Source organism: Streptomyces sp. Tek67B01 (assembly GCF_055231995.1).
Window position 1 is genome coordinate 5614746 of the sequence record NZ_JBUYUY010000001.1, and the last position, 15723, is coordinate 5630468.

At 73.1% G+C, this 15723-nt stretch carries 13 protein-coding genes and 1 tRNA gene; 9 read left to right on the forward strand and 5 right to left on the reverse strand.

Translation table 11 applies throughout. The features are described from left to right. Position 1: 1 nt before the first annotated feature. A complete protein-coding gene (locus ACV7NM_RS25220; protein WP_463412413.1) occupies positions 2–523 on the reverse strand; it encodes an NUDIX hydrolase in 522 nt (173 codons plus the stop codon). A 74-nt stretch (positions 524–597) separates the two neighbouring features. Here ACV7NM_RS25220 and ACV7NM_RS25225 point away from each other — a divergent pair, with 74 nt between their 5' ends. The 4 genes from ACV7NM_RS25225 (at position 598) to ACV7NM_RS25240 (ending at position 7218) form a co-directional block, all read left to right on the forward strand. Next, the gene (locus ACV7NM_RS25225) at positions 598–2253 is read left to right on the forward strand and encodes an FAD-binding dehydrogenase (protein ID WP_463412414.1); all 1656 of its coding nucleotides are present in this window, start codon (positions 598–600) and stop codon (positions 2251–2253) included. A gap of 736 nt (positions 2254–2989) precedes the next feature. Beyond that, a complete protein-coding gene (locus ACV7NM_RS25230; protein WP_463412415.1) occupies positions 2990–3937 on the forward strand; it encodes a hypothetical protein in 948 nt (315 codons plus the stop codon). 77 nt (positions 3938–4014) lie between these two features. Beyond that, positions 4015–5559: an APC family permease gene (locus ACV7NM_RS25235; protein ID WP_463412416.1), complete on the forward strand. Its 1545-nt coding sequence runs from the start codon at positions 4015–4017 to the stop codon at positions 5557–5559. A gap of 219 nt (positions 5560–5778) precedes the next feature. Beyond that, positions 5779–7218 (forward strand): amino acid permease, encoded by a 1440-nt coding sequence (locus tag ACV7NM_RS25240; protein ID WP_463412417.1) that lies wholly within the window; start codon positions 5779–5781, stop codon positions 7216–7218. Between the two features lie 111 nt (positions 7219–7329). Here the strand turns inward: ACV7NM_RS25240 and ACV7NM_RS25245 are convergent. Next, positions 7330–7417: transfer RNA gene (locus tag ACV7NM_RS25245), tRNA-Leu, on the reverse strand. Positions 7418–7605: 188 nt separating this feature from the next. On the opposite strand from ACV7NM_RS25245, the gene ACV7NM_RS25250 reads away from it, so the two are divergent. The 3 genes from ACV7NM_RS25250 to ACV7NM_RS25260 all read left to right on the forward strand — a co-directional run bounded on the left by ACV7NM_RS25250 (position 7606) and on the right by ACV7NM_RS25260 (position 10253). Further along, complete coding sequence (locus ACV7NM_RS25250; protein WP_463412418.1) at positions 7606–8931, forward strand: M20/M25/M40 family metallo-hydrolase; 1326 nt, start codon at positions 7606–7608, stop codon at positions 8929–8931. A gap of 137 nt (positions 8932–9068) precedes the next feature. Next, entirely contained in the window at positions 9069–9302 is a 234-nt protein-coding gene (gene chpH, locus ACV7NM_RS25255; protein WP_463412419.1) for a chaplin ChpH, read from the forward strand. A 153-nt stretch (positions 9303–9455) separates the two neighbouring features. Next, on the forward strand, positions 9456–10253 hold the full coding sequence (locus tag ACV7NM_RS25260) for a chaplin family protein (protein ID WP_463412420.1): 798 nt from the start codon (positions 9456–9458) through the stop codon (positions 10251–10253). Positions 10254–10314: 61 nt separating this feature from the next. Here ACV7NM_RS25260 and ACV7NM_RS25265 read toward each other — a convergent pair whose 3' ends face one another. Further along, the gene (locus tag ACV7NM_RS25265; RefSeq protein ID WP_112452273.1) at positions 10315–10503 is read right to left on the reverse strand and encodes a DUF5703 family protein; all 189 of its coding nucleotides are present in this window, start codon (positions 10501–10503) and stop codon (positions 10315–10317) included. 47 nt (positions 10504–10550) lie between these two features. Between ACV7NM_RS25265 and ACV7NM_RS25270 the strand changes: the two genes are divergently transcribed. Next, complete coding sequence (locus ACV7NM_RS25270; RefSeq protein ID WP_463412421.1) at positions 10551–11213, forward strand: hypothetical protein; 663 nt, start codon at positions 10551–10553, stop codon at positions 11211–11213. Between the two features lie 56 nt (positions 11214–11269). Here ACV7NM_RS25270 and ACV7NM_RS25275 read toward each other — a convergent pair whose 3' ends face one another. Next, complete coding sequence (locus ACV7NM_RS25275; RefSeq protein WP_463412422.1) at positions 11270–13495, reverse strand: helix-hairpin-helix domain-containing protein; 2226 nt, start codon at positions 13493–13495, stop codon at positions 11270–11272. Next, complete coding sequence (locus tag ACV7NM_RS25280; protein WP_463412423.1) at positions 13492–14484, reverse strand: aldo/keto reductase; 993 nt, start codon at positions 14482–14484, stop codon at positions 13492–13494. Before ACV7NM_RS25280 ends, ACV7NM_RS25275 begins: the two co-directional genes overlap by 4 nt. Positions 14485–14584: 100 nt before the next feature. On the opposite strand from ACV7NM_RS25280, the gene ACV7NM_RS25285 reads away from it, so the two are divergent. Further along, entirely contained in the window at positions 14585–15634 is a 1050-nt protein-coding gene (locus ACV7NM_RS25285; RefSeq protein WP_463412424.1) for an LLM class F420-dependent oxidoreductase, read from the forward strand. Positions 15635–15723: the final 89 nt, after the last annotated feature.

The window sequence follows — 15723 nt, forward strand, 5'->3', positions numbered from 1 at the left end:
GTCACCCCTCGTGCGCGCGCAGCCGCCGGTACGCCTCCAGGCCGTCCGGCACCCACGCCCAGGCACCCTCAGCCACCCGCTGCGCCAGTTCCTCCTCGGAGAGCCACGCGTGCCAGGCCACCTCCGACTCCTGCGGCCGCACCGGAAGCGCGCACCGCACCTCGTGCACGTACGACCACCAGGTGCCGCCCGGCCCCTCGTAGAGGAACTTGAACAGCGGCCGGGGCTGCTCCAGCCCCCGCACCCCGAGCTCCTCCTCCGCCTCGCGCAGCGCCGCTCGCGCGTAGTCCTCCCCGGCGCCCAGCACCCCGCCCACGAACATGTCGTAGTGCGAGGGGAACACCAGCTTCGAGGCGGTCCTGCGGTGCACGAAGACCCGCCCGGCCGCGTCCTCGACCCGTACGAACACGCACCGGTGGATCAGGCCGCGCCCGTACACCTCGCCGCGCGGCGCCCGCCCCGTCACCCGGTCGTCCCGGTCCACCACGTCCAGTACCTCGTCTGCAGCGCTCACGCGATTCATCCAACACCCCTGTTGACGGGTTACCGGTACGTAGCAAAGGATCTGCCCCACCACCGACCGAGGACGGGCAGCCCATGACGTACGACGCAGACGTGATCGTGATCGGAGCCGGGCTCGCGGGGCTCGTGGCCACCGCCGAGCTCGTCGACGCGGGCCGCAAGGTCATCCTGCTCGACCAGGAACCCGAGCAGTCGATCGGCGGGCAGGCGCACTGGTCCTTCGGCGGCCTGCTCTTCGTCGACTCCCCCGAACAGCGCCGGATGCGGATCAAGGACAGCCGCGACCTCGCCCTCCAGGACTGGCTCGGCACCGCCGGGTTCGACCGTGAGGAGGACGCCTGGCCGCGCCGCTGGGCCGAGGCCTACGTCGACTTCGCGGCCGGGGAGAAACGGCCCTGGCTGCACGCCCAAGGGGTCCGCTTCTTCCCCGTCGTCGGCTGGGCCGAACGCGGCGGCTACGACGCCGGCGGCCACGGCAACTCCGTACCCCGCTTCCACATCACCTGGGGCACCGGGCCCGGCCTGGTGGCCCCCTTCGAACGCAGGGTCCGCGCCGGGGTGGCCCGTGGCCTGGTCGAGCCGAGGTTCCGCCACCGCGTCACCGGCCTCTCCCGTACGGCTGGCGCGGTGGACACCGTCAGCGGCGAGATCCTGGAACCCTCCGACGCCGTACGGGGCTCCGCGAGCGGCCGCGTGAGCACCGGCACCTTCTCGCTGCGGGCCCAGGCGGTGATCGTCACCAGCGGAGGCATCGGCGGCAACCACGACCTCGTCCGCGCCCAGTGGCCGGCCCGGCTCGGCACCCCGCCCGAGCGGATGCTGTCCGGGGTGCCGGCCCACGTCGACGGCCTCATGCTCGGCATCGCCGAGGAAGCCGGCGCCAGCCACATCAACAAGGACCGGATGTGGCACTACACCGAGGGCATCGGGAACTGGGACCCGATCTGGGCCCGGCACGGCATCCGCATCCTGCCCGGCCCGTCCTCGCTCTGGCTCGACGCCACCGGCAAGCGGCTGCCCGTACCGCTCTTCCCGGGCTTCGACACGCTCGGCACCCTCGACCACATCATGAGGACCGGCCACGACCACACCTGGTTCGTGCTCAACCAGCGCATCATCGGCAAGGAGTTCGGCCTCTCCGGCTCGGAACAGAACCCCGACCTGACGGGCAAGTCGGTCCGTGACGTCATCGACCGCGCACGCCAGGCCGTACCCGGGCCGGTCAAGGCCTTCATGGACCGCGGCGCGGACTTCGTCGTCGAACGCGACCTCGCCTCCCTGGTGCGCGGCATGAACGCCGTCACCAAGGAGAACCTGCTGGACGAGGCGACCGTCCGCGAGGCGGTCGTGGCCCGGGACCGGGAAATGGCGAACCCCTTCTCCAAGGACGCCCAGGTGACGGCGATCCACGGGGCGCGCAGGTACCTGGGCGACCGCCTGATCCGTACCGCCGCGCCGCACCGCATCCTGGACCCGAAGGCCGGCCCGCTGATCGCCGTCCGGCTGTCCGTCCTGACCCGCAAGTCCCTCGGCGGCCTGGAGACCGACCTTTCCTCCCGGGTACTGACCGGCGACGGCGAGCCGCTCCACGGCGTGTACGCGGCCGGCGAGGCGGCCGGCTTCGGCGGCGGCGGGGTACACGGCTACCGCGCGCTGGAGGGCACCTTCCTCGGCGGCTGCCTCTTCTCGGGGCGCGCGGCGGGCAGGGCCGCGGCCAAGGCGGTGGGCTGAAGGGGCGCCGGCAAGCGCGCCCGCGCCGCGCCGCCCGTACGGCCCCACCCCGGGCCCGCAAGCGCGCCCGCGCCGCGCCGCCCGTACGGCCCCACCCCGGGCCCGCAGGCGCGCCCGCGCCGCGCCGCCCGTACCGAGGGCGCCATTCGGCCACTGATGCCCGGCTCCGTCCAGCGGCCGGCGCGCAGCCCGGGCCCGAGCCGATCGGCCCCCCGCCTTCCACGCCCGTCACCTCGGCGACAGCCCGCGGACAGCCGACGGAGCGCACACCCGCCGTCCGGGGGCCCGCGACGGGCGGCGCCCGGTCCTACGGCCGGCCCGCCCACCGCGCTCGCTCCGTCGCGGTCTTTCCGCAGGTCGGCGGGGCCGGCGGAGGCCGTCCGCGGTGCGCCCCGGACAGGCCGGCCCGGGCCGGGGAGGGGGCGCCCCCGGTTGTCCCGGGGCCGCCGCGGACAGCCCCCGGCCGATGCCGCGCCGGTACGGTCAAACCGGAACAACAGCCTCAACCCGCCCCATGAGCCGTGCACTTGAAACCCGCCACGCGCCGGGCTGGACCTTGACGCGGAGCTGTGCTCACCGGTTTGCTGTGCGTGATCATCCGGTCCCCGACCGGCGCGATCCAGCCGCACCACCCGTACCGCTCGCAGCACCCGTACCGCCCGCACCACCCGAACGACTCCCCGTGCGTGCTCCCGCACGCCGTCCACCCGCGCCGTGTCCAGGAGGGAACCCGCGGATGTCCCCGCCTCCGCCGCCCCTCGGCCGCGCCCGCAAGCGGGACGCCCAGCTCTTCGACCCGGCCCTCTGCGACACGGAACTCGTCGACGTCCGAGCCCAGTTCACCCAGGGCCGGTGGGCCAGGGCCCGCTCCCTCCTCGTCGGCACCGGCGACGACTGGGACCGCCGCGGCCACCGCGTCGTCGTCCTCGCCCAGACCCCGGCCGCCACCGCCTGGGCCCGCGAATGGCTGCTCGCCGAACCCCAGAGCGCCGACGCCGCCACCCTCCTCGCCTGCGCCGCCGTGTTCACCGCACTGCGCGGCAAGGGCGCGCCCGACGCCGCCGACGAGGCCTGCCGCCGGGCCGCCGCACTGCTCCCCGCCGACCCCACCCCCTGGCTCGGCCTGCTCCTGCTCTCCCGCACCTTCGGCACCGAAGAGGAATTCAGCCGCCACTTCGACCAGGTGCGGGCCCGCCACCGCGAACACCACCACGCCCACCACCTCATGGTCGCCAAGCTCGCCGAACGCAACCCCGCCGCCGGCCAGGACCCCCTCCACGAGGTCTACGACTTCGCCGCGTGGGCCGCCGAGGAATCCCCGGCCGACTCACCGCTCGCCGTGCTCCCCGTCATCGCGCACGCCGAGCGCTACCGCGTCCTCGCCGCGATCCACGGCCGCAGCCCCGAGGCTGCCGCCGCGCACTGGGCCGGCCGCCGGGCCCGCCAAGTGCTCCGCTCGGCCTTCGACTGGTGGCTCGAATGGGAACGCGAGGACCACCCCCGCAACCGGGTCGACCTCAACTTCCTGGCCCACGCCAAGCTCTGCGAGGGCCGCCCCGCCGAAGCCGCCGCCCTCTTCCACCGCATCGGCAGCCACGCCACCCGCGCCCCCTGGTCCTACCCCGACCTCGACCCGCACAAGGCGTTCCTCGCCGCGCGCAGCGCCGCGCTCGGCACCGCTTGACCCCTCGGGGATCCCCCGGTCCCCGACGTCCCCCGGCGTCCACGACGCCCCCGCGCTTCCCGAAAGGACACCCCGCCATGCCGACGGGCAGATCCACCACGCTCACCGACCCGTCCGAGATACGGACGTACAAGGGCCAGGACCGGGCGCTGCGCGCCGACCGGCTCGGCACCGCCGGTCTGCTGCTCTCCGTACTCGCCGCCAGCGCGCCCCTGATGGTCGTCGCCGGCGTCATGCCCACGATCTTCGGCGTCATGGGCATCGTCGGCCAGCCCCTGCTGTACGTCGTCCTCGGAGCCGTCCTCGCCCTGTTCAGCGTCGGCTACGCCGAGATGAGCCGACACGTCCACAACGCGGGCGCGTTCTACGCCTACATCGCCCGAGGTCTTGGCCCGACCGCAGGCTCGGCGGCCTCCTTCGTCGCCCTCGTCGCCTACAGCGCCATGCAGGTCGGCGTCTACGGCATCCTCGGCTTCGAGATCTCCGGCCTCTTCGCCACCTACCTCGACATCGAGCTCGCCTGGTGGATCCCCGCCCTGATCGCGGTCGCGGCGACCGGCGCCCTCGGCTGGCTGAAGATCGACCTCAACGCCAAGGTGCTCGGCGTCCTGCTCCTGATCGAATGCGTCCTCGTCGTCGTCTTCGACCTCGCCGCCCTCGGCAAGCCCGGCGCGGAGGGACTCTCGCTGCACGCGTTCAACCCCTCGACGCTCGGCGGAGCCGGCCTCGGCACCGCCCTGTGCTTCTGCATCGCCGCCTTCGTCGGCTTCGAGCAGTCGCCGGTCTACGCCGAGGAGACCAGCAAGCCGCACATCGTCGTCTCCCGCGTCATGTTCCTCGCCGTCGGCTTCGTCGCCCTCTTCTTCGCGCTCAGCGCCTGGGCGCTCACCGTGGCCACCGGACCGGGCGAGGTGGTCAAGACCTCCGCCGAAGCCGGCCCCGGCCTGCTCTTCCAGCTCACCGAGAGCCGCCTCGGCACCGCCTTCACCGACGTCCTGCACGTCCTGTTCGTCACCGGCATGTTCGCCGCCATGCTCAGCTTCCACAACGTGGTCGCCCGCTACGCCTTCGCCATGGGCCGCGAGGGCCTCCTCCCGGCCCCCTTCGGCCGCACCAATGCCGGCACCGGCGCCCCCGCCACCGGCTCGCTCCTGCAGACCGGCATCGCCGCCGTCGTCGTCCTCGCCTTCGCGCTGACCGACGACAAGCCGGCCGGCGATCCGACCGCGCCCGTCCTACACCTGTTCACCTGGATGGGCAGCGTGGGCGCCCTCGGAGTGACCCTCCTCATGGCCGCCGCCTCCTTCGCCGTGATCGCCTTCTTCGTCCGCCGGGGGACCGCCGCCGCGCAGGTCTGGCGGCTCGTCGCGGCCGGCGCGGCGGGCCTCGCGCTGCTGTTCATCGCCGTCTACACCGTCAGGGACTTCGCCGTCCTCGTCGGCGCGGAAGAGGGCTCCGCCCTCAGCTGGGCGCTGCCCGGCATCATCGCCCTCGCCGCGCTCGCCGGCCTGGCACACGGCCTGCTGCTGCGCTCCCGACGGCCCGACGCGCACGCCCGGATCGGCCTGGGCAACGAGGCCTTCCGCCTCGACCAGGCGGCGGACTCCGCCCCGCCCGCCTGACCCCTCCACCCCGCTTTCGAGCGCCCACGAAGCCCCCGGCACCCCTTTCCATGGTCGCCGGGGGCTTGTGCGCACATGACCGCGATTTTGGCGGGCAGCGGAGCCTCATGGTCTCCTGGGGCCACCAACCCTCCGGACCGCGGCACAGGTGAGACCACCCAGCTCCCCTGCGTGGCGGCCGGGACCTGCCTGTCCCACCCACGAAGGCGAAGTCATCCCATGAGTGACAGCACCTTGGCCAAGGCCCCCAGCCCGCCGTCTTCCCCGCACGTCGACGCCGGCGACGAGGGCTACAGCAAGGACCTCAAGTCGCGCCACATCAACATGATCGCGATCGGCGGGGCGATAGGCACCGGCCTGTTCCTGGGCGCCGGAGGCCGGCTCGCCGGCGCCGGACCCTCCCTCGCGATCGCCTACGCGGTGTGCGGGATCTTCGCCTTCTTCGTGGTCCGGGCCCTCGGCGAGCTCGTCCTCTACCGCCCGTCCTCCGGCGCCTTCGTCAGCTACGCCCGCGAGTTCATGGGCGAGAAGGGCGCCTACGCGGCCGGCTGGCTCTACTTCCTGAACTGGTCGACCACCACCGTCGCCGACATCACCGCCGCCGCGACCTACGCCCACTTCTGGGCGATGTTCACCGACGTCCCCCAGTGGGTCCTCGCCTTCATCGCCCTCGCCGTCGTCCTCACCGCCAATCTGATCTCGGTGAAGTACTTCGGCGAGATGGAATTCTGGTTCTCCCTGGTCAAGGTCGCCGCCCTGGTCGTCTTCCTGGCGGTCGGGATCTACCTCGTCGCCACCAGCCACCCCATCGACGGCCACACCCCGGGCCTCGCCTCGATCACCGACAACGGCGGGATCTTCCCCGTCGGCATGGTCCCCATGCTCCTGGTCATCCAGGGCGTGGTCTTCGCGTACGCCTCCGTCGAGCTCTGCGGAGTCGCCGCTGGCGAGACCGAGAACCCCGAGAAGATCATGCCGAAGGCGATCAACTCGATCATGTGGCGCGTCGGCCTGTTCTACGTCGGCTCGGTCGTCCTGCTCGCGCTGCTGCTGCCGTACACCGAGTACTCGTCCGACCAGAGCCCCTTCGTCACCGTCTTCGACAAGCTCGGCATCCCCGGCGCCGCCGGAGTCATGAACCTCGTCGTCCTGACCGCCGCGCTCTCCAGCCTGAACTCCGGCCTCTACTCCACCGGCCGCATCCTGCGCTCGATGGCCATGTCCGGCTCCGCGCCCAAGTTCACCGGCGTGATGAACAAGGGCAAGGTCCCCTACGGCGGCGTCCTGTTCACCGCGGCCTTCGGCGTCGCCGGCGTCGCCCTCAACGCCTACATGCCGAAGGACGCCTTCGAGATCGTCCTGAACTTCGCCTCCCTCGGCATCCTCGGCACCTGGGCGATGGTCATGCTCTGCTCGCTGCACTTCTGGCGCCGGGCGAAGCAGGGCCGCGTGGAGCGCCCCGCCTACCGGCTGCCCTGGGCCCCGTACACCCAGATCGTCACGCTGGTGTTCCTGCTCACCGTGCTGGTCCTGATGTGGTGCGACGGCGGAGTGGGCCGCACGACGGTCCTCTTCGTCCCGGCCATCGCCGCGGCCCTCGTGGGCGGCTGGTACCTCGTCCGCGGCCGCGTCGCGGCGATCGCCGCCGCCCGCGACTGACGACCCGCACGACGACGAAGGACCCCGCTTCGGCGGGGTCCTTCCGTTTCAAGGCGCCGCCCCCGGCTGCCGGAAACGCAGAAAACCCCACACGAAGTGGGGTTCTCTCACTGGTGTCCGAGGGGGGACTTGAACCCCCACGCCCGATAAAGGGCACTAGCACCTCAAGCTAGCGCGTCTGCCATTCCGCCACCCGGACAAGGTGTCTGTCTCGCGGCCCTGCGGCCGTTCCGACGTGGAAAACATTACCAAACATTCCGGGGCCCTCGATCACACCCCCCGGCCACCTGCGAGACCACCGCGGGACGGCCGGGGTCCGCCCTTGGGGAGAGCGCCCCGGAGCGGCAGGATGGGACCGCAGCCGGTACCGATCAGTGGGAGGAACACGTGAGCGAGTCGAGCGCGGGCAGGACCGTCTCCGGTGAGGACGAGGTCGTCGACCTCTGCCGGGACCTCATCCGGATCGACACCAGCAACTACGGGGACCACTCGGGCCCCGGCGAGCGCAAGGCGGCCGAATGGGTCGCGGAGAAGCTGGCCGAGGTCGGGCTGGAGCCGCAGATCTTCGAGTCGCACAAGGGAAGGGCCTCCACGGTCGCCCGCATCGAGGGCGAGGACCCCTCGCGGCCGGCGCTGCTGATCCACGGGCACACCGACGTGGTCCCCGCCAACGCCGCCGACTGGACGTACGACCCCTTCGCCGGTGAGATCGCCGACGGGTGCCTGTGGGGGCGCGGCGCGGTCGACATGAAGGACATGGACGCGATGACGCTGGCCGTCGTACGCGACCGCATGCGCAGCGGCCGCAAGCCCCCGCGCGACATCGTCCTCGCCTTCCTCGCGGACGAGGAGGCGGGCGGCGTCTACGGGGCCCGGCACCTCGTCGACAACCACCCCGGCCTCTTCGAGGGCGTCACCGAGGCGATCGGCGAGGTCGGCGGCTTCTCGTTCACCGTCAACGAGAACCTGCGCCTCTACCTGGTGGAAACTGCCCAGAAGGGCATGCACTGGATGCGGCTCACCGTGGAGGGCACCGCCGGCCACGGTTCCATGACCAACAACGACAACGCGATCACCGAGCTGTGCGAGGCCGTCGGACGGCTCGGACGCCACCAGTGGCCGGTGCGCGTGACCAAGACCGTACGGTCCTTCCTCGACGAACTCTCGGACGCCCTCGGAACCCCGCTCGACCCCGACGACATGGACGCCACCCTCGCCAAGCTCGGCGGCATCGCCAAGATGGTCGGCGCGACCCTGCGCAACTCGGCCGCCCCGACGATGCTGGGCGCCGGCTACAAGGTCAACGTCATCCCCGGCCAGGCCACCGCGCACGTCGACGGCCGCTTCCTGCCGGGCTACGAGGACGAGTTCTTCGCCGACCTCGACCGCATCCTCGGCCCGCGCGTGAAGCGCGAGGACGTCCACGCCGACAAGGCCCTGGAGACGGACTTCGACGGGAAGCTCGTCGACGCGATGCAGGGCGCGCTCACGGCGGAGGACCCGATCGCCCGCGCGGTCCCGTACATGCTCTCGGGCGGTACGGACGCCAAGTCCTTCGACGACCTCGGCATCCGCTGCTTCGGCTTCGCGCCGCTGCGACTGCCGCCCGAATTCGACTTCGCCGGCATGTTCCACGGAGTGGACGAGCGGGTCCCGGTGGACGGGCTGAAGTTCGGTGTTCGCGTACTGGACCGATTCATCGACAACTCCTAACGCCCGGGAATCGGGAAGGTGTGCGGATTCCACTGAGAAGAGTGAATGCGCTCATACGCTCGTAGCCCTGGTGATCCCTCCTCGTTACAGGTGGTGCGGTCCGCGGCTGGGACCGCACTTGCCTACTAGGAGGAACAATGCTCAAGAAGGTTGTCGCCGCTGCGGCTGCCACCGGTGGTCTGGTTCTCGCGGGTGCGGGCATGGCCGCCGCCGACGCGGGCGCCCAGGGTGCGGCCATCGGCTCCCCCGGCGTCCTGTCGGGCAACGTCGTTCAGGTCCCGATCCACATCCCGGTCAACGTGTGCGGTAACACCGTCAACGTGATCGGCCTGCTGAACCCGGCCTTCGGCAACACCTGCGTCAACGGCTGACGCGTCTGAAGTCCTTGGGCCCCGGAACGCATTCCAGCGTTCCGGGGCTGCCGGGCTTTCGGGCCCGCATCTCTTTCACTTCGGCGTCACAGGCGGGGGAGCGTGTACGGCCTGTACGCCGACCGAACGTACACAGCATGGGGACGAGTACAGATGCGACGACCCGTAGTACAGGTCACCAGGAAGACCCTGATCACCATGGCGGCCGCGGGGGGCGCGCTGGCGCTCGGCGGCGGTTACGCGCACGCGGACGCCGGGGCGGCCGGACACGCCGTGAACTCGCCGGGCGTGCTGTCCGGCAACAACGTGCAGGCGCCCGTGGATGTCCCGGTGAACGCCTGCGGCAACACGGTCACCGTGATCGGAGGCCTCAATCCGGCCTTCGGCAACCGCTGCGTCAACCCGGGCGGCCCCGCCAAGCCCGACCACCCGGGCCACCCCGGCAATCCCGGAACGCCGGGCCACCCCGGGCACCCGGGCCACCCCGACGAGCCGTGCGATGACGACCACCCGGGCCACCCGGGCACGCCCGGTCACCCGGGTCACCCGGGTCATCCCGGCAACCCCGGGACACCTGGCAATCCCGGTACGCCTGGCAATCCCGGTACGCCTGGCAATCCCGGTAACCCCGGGACTCCGGGCAACCCGGGAACCCCCGGTACGCCCGGCAACCCCGGTAACCCCGGGACTCCGGGCAACCCCGGTACGCCCGGCAACCCCGGTAACCCCGGGACTCCGGGCAACCCCGGTACGCCCGGCAAGCCGACCGCGCCCGGTCACGGCACGGGGACTCCGGGCACGCCCGGTACCCCCGCGGCGCCCGGCCAGGGCCACGGCGGTGGGCTCGCCGCCACCGGGTCCGGGGACGTCCTGACGGCCGGCCTGCCGCTCGCCGGCGGCCTGCTGCTCGCGGGCAGCGTGCTCTACCGGCGCGCCCGCAACGCCGCCTGACCGGCCGACGACGGGCACACCGGGTGCTGTCGACGCGGGCCCCCCGGCCGGGGGGCCCGCCTCACCACGTGGCGCGGACCTGACGGATGATCCGGCGGCGCAACCGCACGCGGCGACTGCCGTCCCGGAGCAGCGTCAGCCGGTCGAGCTCCCAATGCCCGTACTCGGCGTGGTCGGTCAACAGGCGGGTCGTCTCCTGGCGGGGCACCCCTCGGGGCACGTACAGGTCGACAAATTCGTATTCCGGCATCGCATCTATTGTGCGGGCAGAGGCCTGCTACGGATAGCGTCTGCACTATGTCTGATGCCGCTCTGCCCACTGTTGCCGAGGTACGCGCCGCCGCCGAGGCGGTCAAGGCCGCGCTCGACCGTCACCTCGCCGCGGTCGAGAGCAGGATCGGGGACGATGATCCGGCCGTCTACGCCGCGTTCAACGAGCTCGCCGCCGCCGCCGACGATTACGACGAACTGCTGTACGACCGCTACGACGAGGTCACTCCCTTCGAGATCCCCACCCCCGAGGACGGTGTCCCGTACACCGGCCCCGCCGAGCCCGCCGCGTTCAGCGTGCTCATCCGCCGCGACTACGCCGTGGTCGAACCACAGCGCCTGATCGCCCAGGCCGACCGCGTCGCCGCGCACGACCCGGACGCCGAGTCCGTCGAGGACGGCGGCACCGCCGGAGCGCTGGGCGTCCTCTTCGGGGAGTACGAGCCCGACGAGATCCACTCCCGCTACCGCGAGTTCGGCCTGGAGGAGGGCGACTCCACGCTGTGGATCGCCGCCGCGGAGGAGGTCGCGGAACCGGGCGAGTGGCTCGACTCGCCCTTCGAGCACGCCGACGCGCAGAACGTGCTGCACCGGTTCGACGTGAGTTCCGTGTTCGACGAGGAGCCGGAGGACTTCGAGGACGACGAGGCGACGGACGGGGCCACGGCCCCGGGCCTCACCCCCGCCTGATCACCGCATGACACGGTGAGCCCCCGCCCACATCGGGCGGGGGCTCACCCATTTCGTTACCGCGGCTGCTGCGCCGCGGCCGCCGCGAGCGCCCGCAGCAGGCCCGCCAGCCGCGTCGTGCGCGGCTTGGGCGGTACGTCGGCCACCGCGCGCGCCAGCGCCTGGTCGACGCCGTGGACCACGGACAGGTGCCGCTCGGCGCGCCCGAACGCGGTGTAGACCCAGTCCCGGGACAGCGCGTCCGCAGCGTCCCCGGGCAGCACCACGACCACCGCCGGCCAGCGCGCGCCCACGGCCTGGTGCCCGGTCACGGCCCAGCCGTGCCGGACCGCCGACTCCACCCGCTCCTTCGGTACGACGATCCGCGCGCCCGCCGCGTCCAGCTGAAGCCCCTGCGCGTCGGCCGACACGACCCGGGCGGGCAGGGCCCGGCCGGGCGCGGGCACGTACACCACCTTGTCGCCGGGGTCGAAGCCGCCGAACCGGCCCGGGCCCGGGTTCAGCCGCTCCTTGAGGGCCGCGTTCAGCGCCCGGGTCCCGGCCGAACCGCCGTGGCCCGGCGTGATCACCTGTACATCCCGCGCCGGAATCCCGAAGGCGCGCGGCACCGACTCCGCCACCAGCTGGACCGTGCGGTGCACGGCCTCGCCCGCGTCCCGCACCGGGACGATGACGACCTCCTTGCCGGGGGCGTCGACCTGGTTCAGCTCCCCGATGCCGATGCCCGACACCAGCTCGCCCAGCGGACCGGCATCCGGGACGCGGGAGACGACCTGGGGGCAGGTCCGGGCCGCCAGTACATCGGCGAACACCCGGCCGGGCCCCGCGGAACCCAGCACGGCGGGGTCCCCGGACAACACCAGGCGGGCCCCGTCGGGCACCGACTCCACCAGTGCGGCCGCGCTCTCCACGTCCAGTTGGGGCGCGTCCAGGACGATGAGCAGGTCCAGCGCGAACTGCCCGTCGGCATCCCGTCCGGGGCCCTCGGTCCCGTCGAGCAGGCCCGCCACGGTGACGGCGCCGTCCGCCGGGGCGTGCGCGGCCAGAACGGCCCGCAGGCCGAACCGGCGCGCGGCGGCCAGCAGGGCCGCCGGTTCGGCGCGGGCCGCCTCGCCGCCGCTGTGCGTGATCAGTCCGTGGCCGGAGACGGCCCGGATCAGCTCGACGCCGAGCGGGCCGACGGCGGCCTCTTCCCAGTCCGCGGGGCCGGCGAAGGTGTTGGCCAGCCGGGCCAGTCCGTCGGCCAGGCTCTCCTCGGCCAGCGCGTAGCCCTCCAGCCCCACGAGGACCGTGCCCGGCGGCTCGTTCTGCCCGCCCTGATCGTCCTGCCCGCCCTGATCGTCCAGGCCGCCCTGATCGTCATGTCCGTCCTCCCGGGGCTGCGCGGACGCGGTGTCGGCCGACGGTTCGTGGAAGACCAGTACCGCGCCCTCACCGATGGCATGTTCCAGGGCTCCGGCCGGGTCGGGTACGCCGTACTGGGCCAGCGCCTTCTCCAACACCGGGGCCTCCAGGGCGGTGTGCCCCTTGAGCGCGGCCTGCGTCAGCAGCCAGCCGACCAGGGCGCCGCCGCGGCGCTCGTCCCCCGGTCCGGCCTCGGGGCCCAGCAGGGCGCGCGCGAAGCCGTCGGCCTGGGTGGGGCGTACCCCGGCCACCGTCAGCAGCCGCCAGGGGTTCTCGGTGAGCTGCTCGGCGGCGCCCTCGCCGAGCGCGGCGGCGGCCGCCTCGGCCAGTGCCTCCGGAGCGCCGGCCCGCGCCAGCACGGCCCGTACGCCCTCGACGTCACCGGGCGCGACGACCGGCGCGGGCCCGCGGGGCTGGGGGGGAGTGGGCGCCGCGGCCTTGCGCGGCGCGGCCGGGGCGTCGTCGAAGTACGCGGTGGGAGGCTTGGCGCCGCTCTCGACCGCCCGTACCGCCGCGAGCAGGTCGGCGGCCGGTCCGCTGAGCTTCGCGCCGGCCTCGACGGGCGCCTGCCGCTCCGCCTTGCGCCGGGCGATCCGCTCCCGCTCGATCTTCTGCGCGGCGAGCTCCGCCTGTGCCTCGCTGAGCTCGGGCTTGGCGGGCTCCGCCCTCCCGTCCGCGCCGGCCGGTGCCTCGGCGTCCCCTTCGTCCGTGTCGGCGGAGGTGTGCGCCTCGTCCGCGTCGGCGGAGGTGTCCTCCGCCGACGCCGCGGGTTCCTGCCCGGAGGGTTCCGGGGCGCGCGCGCCCTCGACCGCCTCGGCCCCCGGGCCGGGGTTCTCCGGTTCGTCCGCGGCGGCGGTGGCGGCGGGGTCGGTGCTCACAGCGTGCTCCAGTCCTGATCGGGGTAGCGGTGCACGGGCGCCGACACGTCGTCCAGCGCCCGGCAGATCTCCTCCGGAAGACTAAGGGCCTCCACCGACAGCACCGCCCCGAGCTGCTCGGCCGTACGCGCGCCGACGATCGGCGCGACCACCCCCGGCCGGTCCCGCACCCACGCCAGCGCCACCTGCAGCGGGGTCACCGCCAGCCCGTGCGCGGCCGTCGCCACAGCGTCCACGATCCGGCCCGAGGCCTCGCCCAGGTACGGATCGACGAAGGCCGCCAGGGTCTGCGACGCGCCCCGCGAGTCCGCCGGGGTCCCGGCGCGGTACTTCCCCGTCAGCACCCCGCGCCCCAGAGGCGAGGACGGCAGCAGCCCCACGCCCAGGTCCAGCGCGGCCGGCAGCACCTCGCGCTCCACGCCCCGCTGGAGCAGCGAGTACTCCATCAGCGTCGAGGCGAGCCGGGTCCGGGTCCCGGGCGCCGCGAGCTGCCAGGTGGCCGCCTTCGCCAGTTGCCAGCCGCTGAACCCCGCCACCCCCGCGTACCGGACCCGGCCGCTGGTGACGGCCAGGTCCAGCGCCTGGAGGGTCTCCTCCAGCGGGGTGTGCGGATCGAAGGCGTGCACCTGCCACAGGTCGACGTGATCGGTTCCCAGCCGGGCCAGTGAGGCGTCCAGCGCCGCCAACAGGTGCCCGCGCGAGGCGTCGCACCGCCGGTCGGGGTCCCGCACGGAGCCCGACTTCGTCGCGATCACCAGTTCCCGGCGCGGCACCAGCTTGTCGATCAATTGCCCGAGGAGGTACTCCGCCTCCCCGCCCCCGTACACGTCGGCGGTGTCGACGAGCGTGCCGCCCGCCTCCCAGAAGGTCTTCAACTGTTCTGCGGCGCCCGCCTCGTCCGGTCCCTCCGCGGACCGTCCCCAGGTCAGGGTGCCGAGGCCGATCCGGGACACGCGCAGGCCGGTGCGGCCGAGATGCCTCTGCTCCATGAGCGCTGAGACTACTGGGGCACTGCCGCCGACGACCGGGGCGCGCTACAGTCCCCGCAGACCTACGTTACTGATCGGTAAACCGGTAAGGGGACGACTCATGCGGCTCGGCATCAATCTCGGTTACTGGGGTGCGGGCATGGACGGTGACAACCTCGCCGTCGCCCAGGAGGCCGACCGCCTCGGCTACGACGTCTGCTGGGCGGCCGAGGCCTACGGTTCCGACGCCGCCACGGTCCTGGCCTGGGTCGCCGCCCAGACCGAGCGGATCGACGTCGGCTCGGCGATCTTCCAGATCCCGGCCCGCCAGCCCGCGATGACGGCCATGACCGCCGCCACCCTCGACTCCCTCACCAAGGGCCGCTTCCGGCTCGGCCTCGGCGTCTCCGGACCGCAGGTCTCCGAGGGCTGGTACGGCGTCAAGTTCGACAAGCCGCTCGCCCGCACCCGCGAGTACGTGGAGATCGTCCGCAAGGCCATGAGCCGCGAGCGCCTGTCCTACGAAGGGCAGCACTGGACCCTCCCGCTGCCCGGCGGCCCCGGCAAGCCGATCAAGTTGACCGTGCACCCCGAGCGCGAGCACATCCCGCTGTACATCGCCGCCATCGGACCGAAGAACCTGGAGCAGACCGGCGAGATCGCCGACGGCGCGCTGTTGATCTTCCCGGCCGCCGAGCACTTGGAGGAGACCGCCCTGCGCCACATCCGCGCGGGCCGCGAGAAGGCCGGGCTGACGATGGACGGCTTCGACGTGTGCCCCACCGTCCCGCTCGCCGTCGGCGAGGACGTGGGCGCCCTCGCCGACACGTTCCGCCCGTACACGGCGCTGTACGTCGGCGGGATGGGCAGCCCCAAGCAGAACTTCTACAACCAGCTCGCGCGGCGCATGGGGTACGAGAAGGAGGCCGCCGAGATCCAGACCAAGTACCTGGGCGGCGACAAGGCGGGCGCCGCCGCCGCGGTCCCGCACTCGCTGATCGACTCGACGACCCTGCTCGGCTCCGTGGAGCGGATCGCCGACGGGATGCGCGCCTACGCCGACGCGGGGGTCACCACCCTGACGCTCGCCCCGGCCGGGTTCACCCTCGACGAGCGGGTCACCGCCCTGCGGGCCGGTGTGGAGGCCCTGGAACACGCCGGTCTGGCCTGAACGACGCCCTGCGGCCGTGGTGGGGGCTCGGGGGGTCTTCCCCGCCACGGCCGACACAGCCAACAACGCTCGGGGCGGTCCCGGGGTTA

Excerpts from the sequence above, each read along its gene's own strand:
- ACV7NM_RS25220 (WP_463412413.1), bottom strand. The coding sequence starts at position 523 with ATGAATCGCGTGAGCGCTGCAGACGAGGTACTGGACGTGGTGGACCGG.
- ACV7NM_RS25225 (WP_463412414.1), top strand. The coding sequence starts at position 598 with ATGACGTACGACGCAGACGTGATCGTGATCGGAGCCGGGCTCGCGGGG.
- ACV7NM_RS25230 (WP_463412415.1), top strand. The coding sequence starts at position 2,990 with ATGTCCCCGCCTCCGCCGCCCCTCGGCCGCGCCCGCAAGCGGGACGCC.
- ACV7NM_RS25235 (WP_463412416.1), top strand. The coding sequence starts at position 4,015 with ATGCCGACGGGCAGATCCACCACGCTCACCGACCCGTCCGAGATACGG.
- ACV7NM_RS25240 (WP_463412417.1), top strand. The coding sequence starts at position 5,779 with ATGAGTGACAGCACCTTGGCCAAGGCCCCCAGCCCGCCGTCTTCCCCG.
- chpH (WP_463412419.1), top strand. The coding sequence starts at position 9,069 with ATGCTCAAGAAGGTTGTCGCCGCTGCGGCTGCCACCGGTGGTCTGGTT.
- ACV7NM_RS25260 (WP_463412420.1), top strand. The coding sequence starts at position 9,456 with ATGCGACGACCCGTAGTACAGGTCACCAGGAAGACCCTGATCACCATG.
- ACV7NM_RS25265 (WP_112452273.1), bottom strand. The coding sequence starts at position 10,503 with ATGCCGGAATACGAATTTGTCGACCTGTACGTGCCCCGAGGGGTGCCC.
- ACV7NM_RS25270 (WP_463412421.1), top strand. The coding sequence starts at position 10,551 with ATGTCTGATGCCGCTCTGCCCACTGTTGCCGAGGTACGCGCCGCCGCC.
- ACV7NM_RS25280 (WP_463412423.1), bottom strand. The coding sequence starts at position 14,484 with ATGGAGCAGAGGCATCTCGGCCGCACCGGCCTGCGCGTGTCCCGGATC.
- ACV7NM_RS25285 (WP_463412424.1), top strand. The coding sequence starts at position 14,585 with ATGCGGCTCGGCATCAATCTCGGTTACTGGGGTGCGGGCATGGACGGT.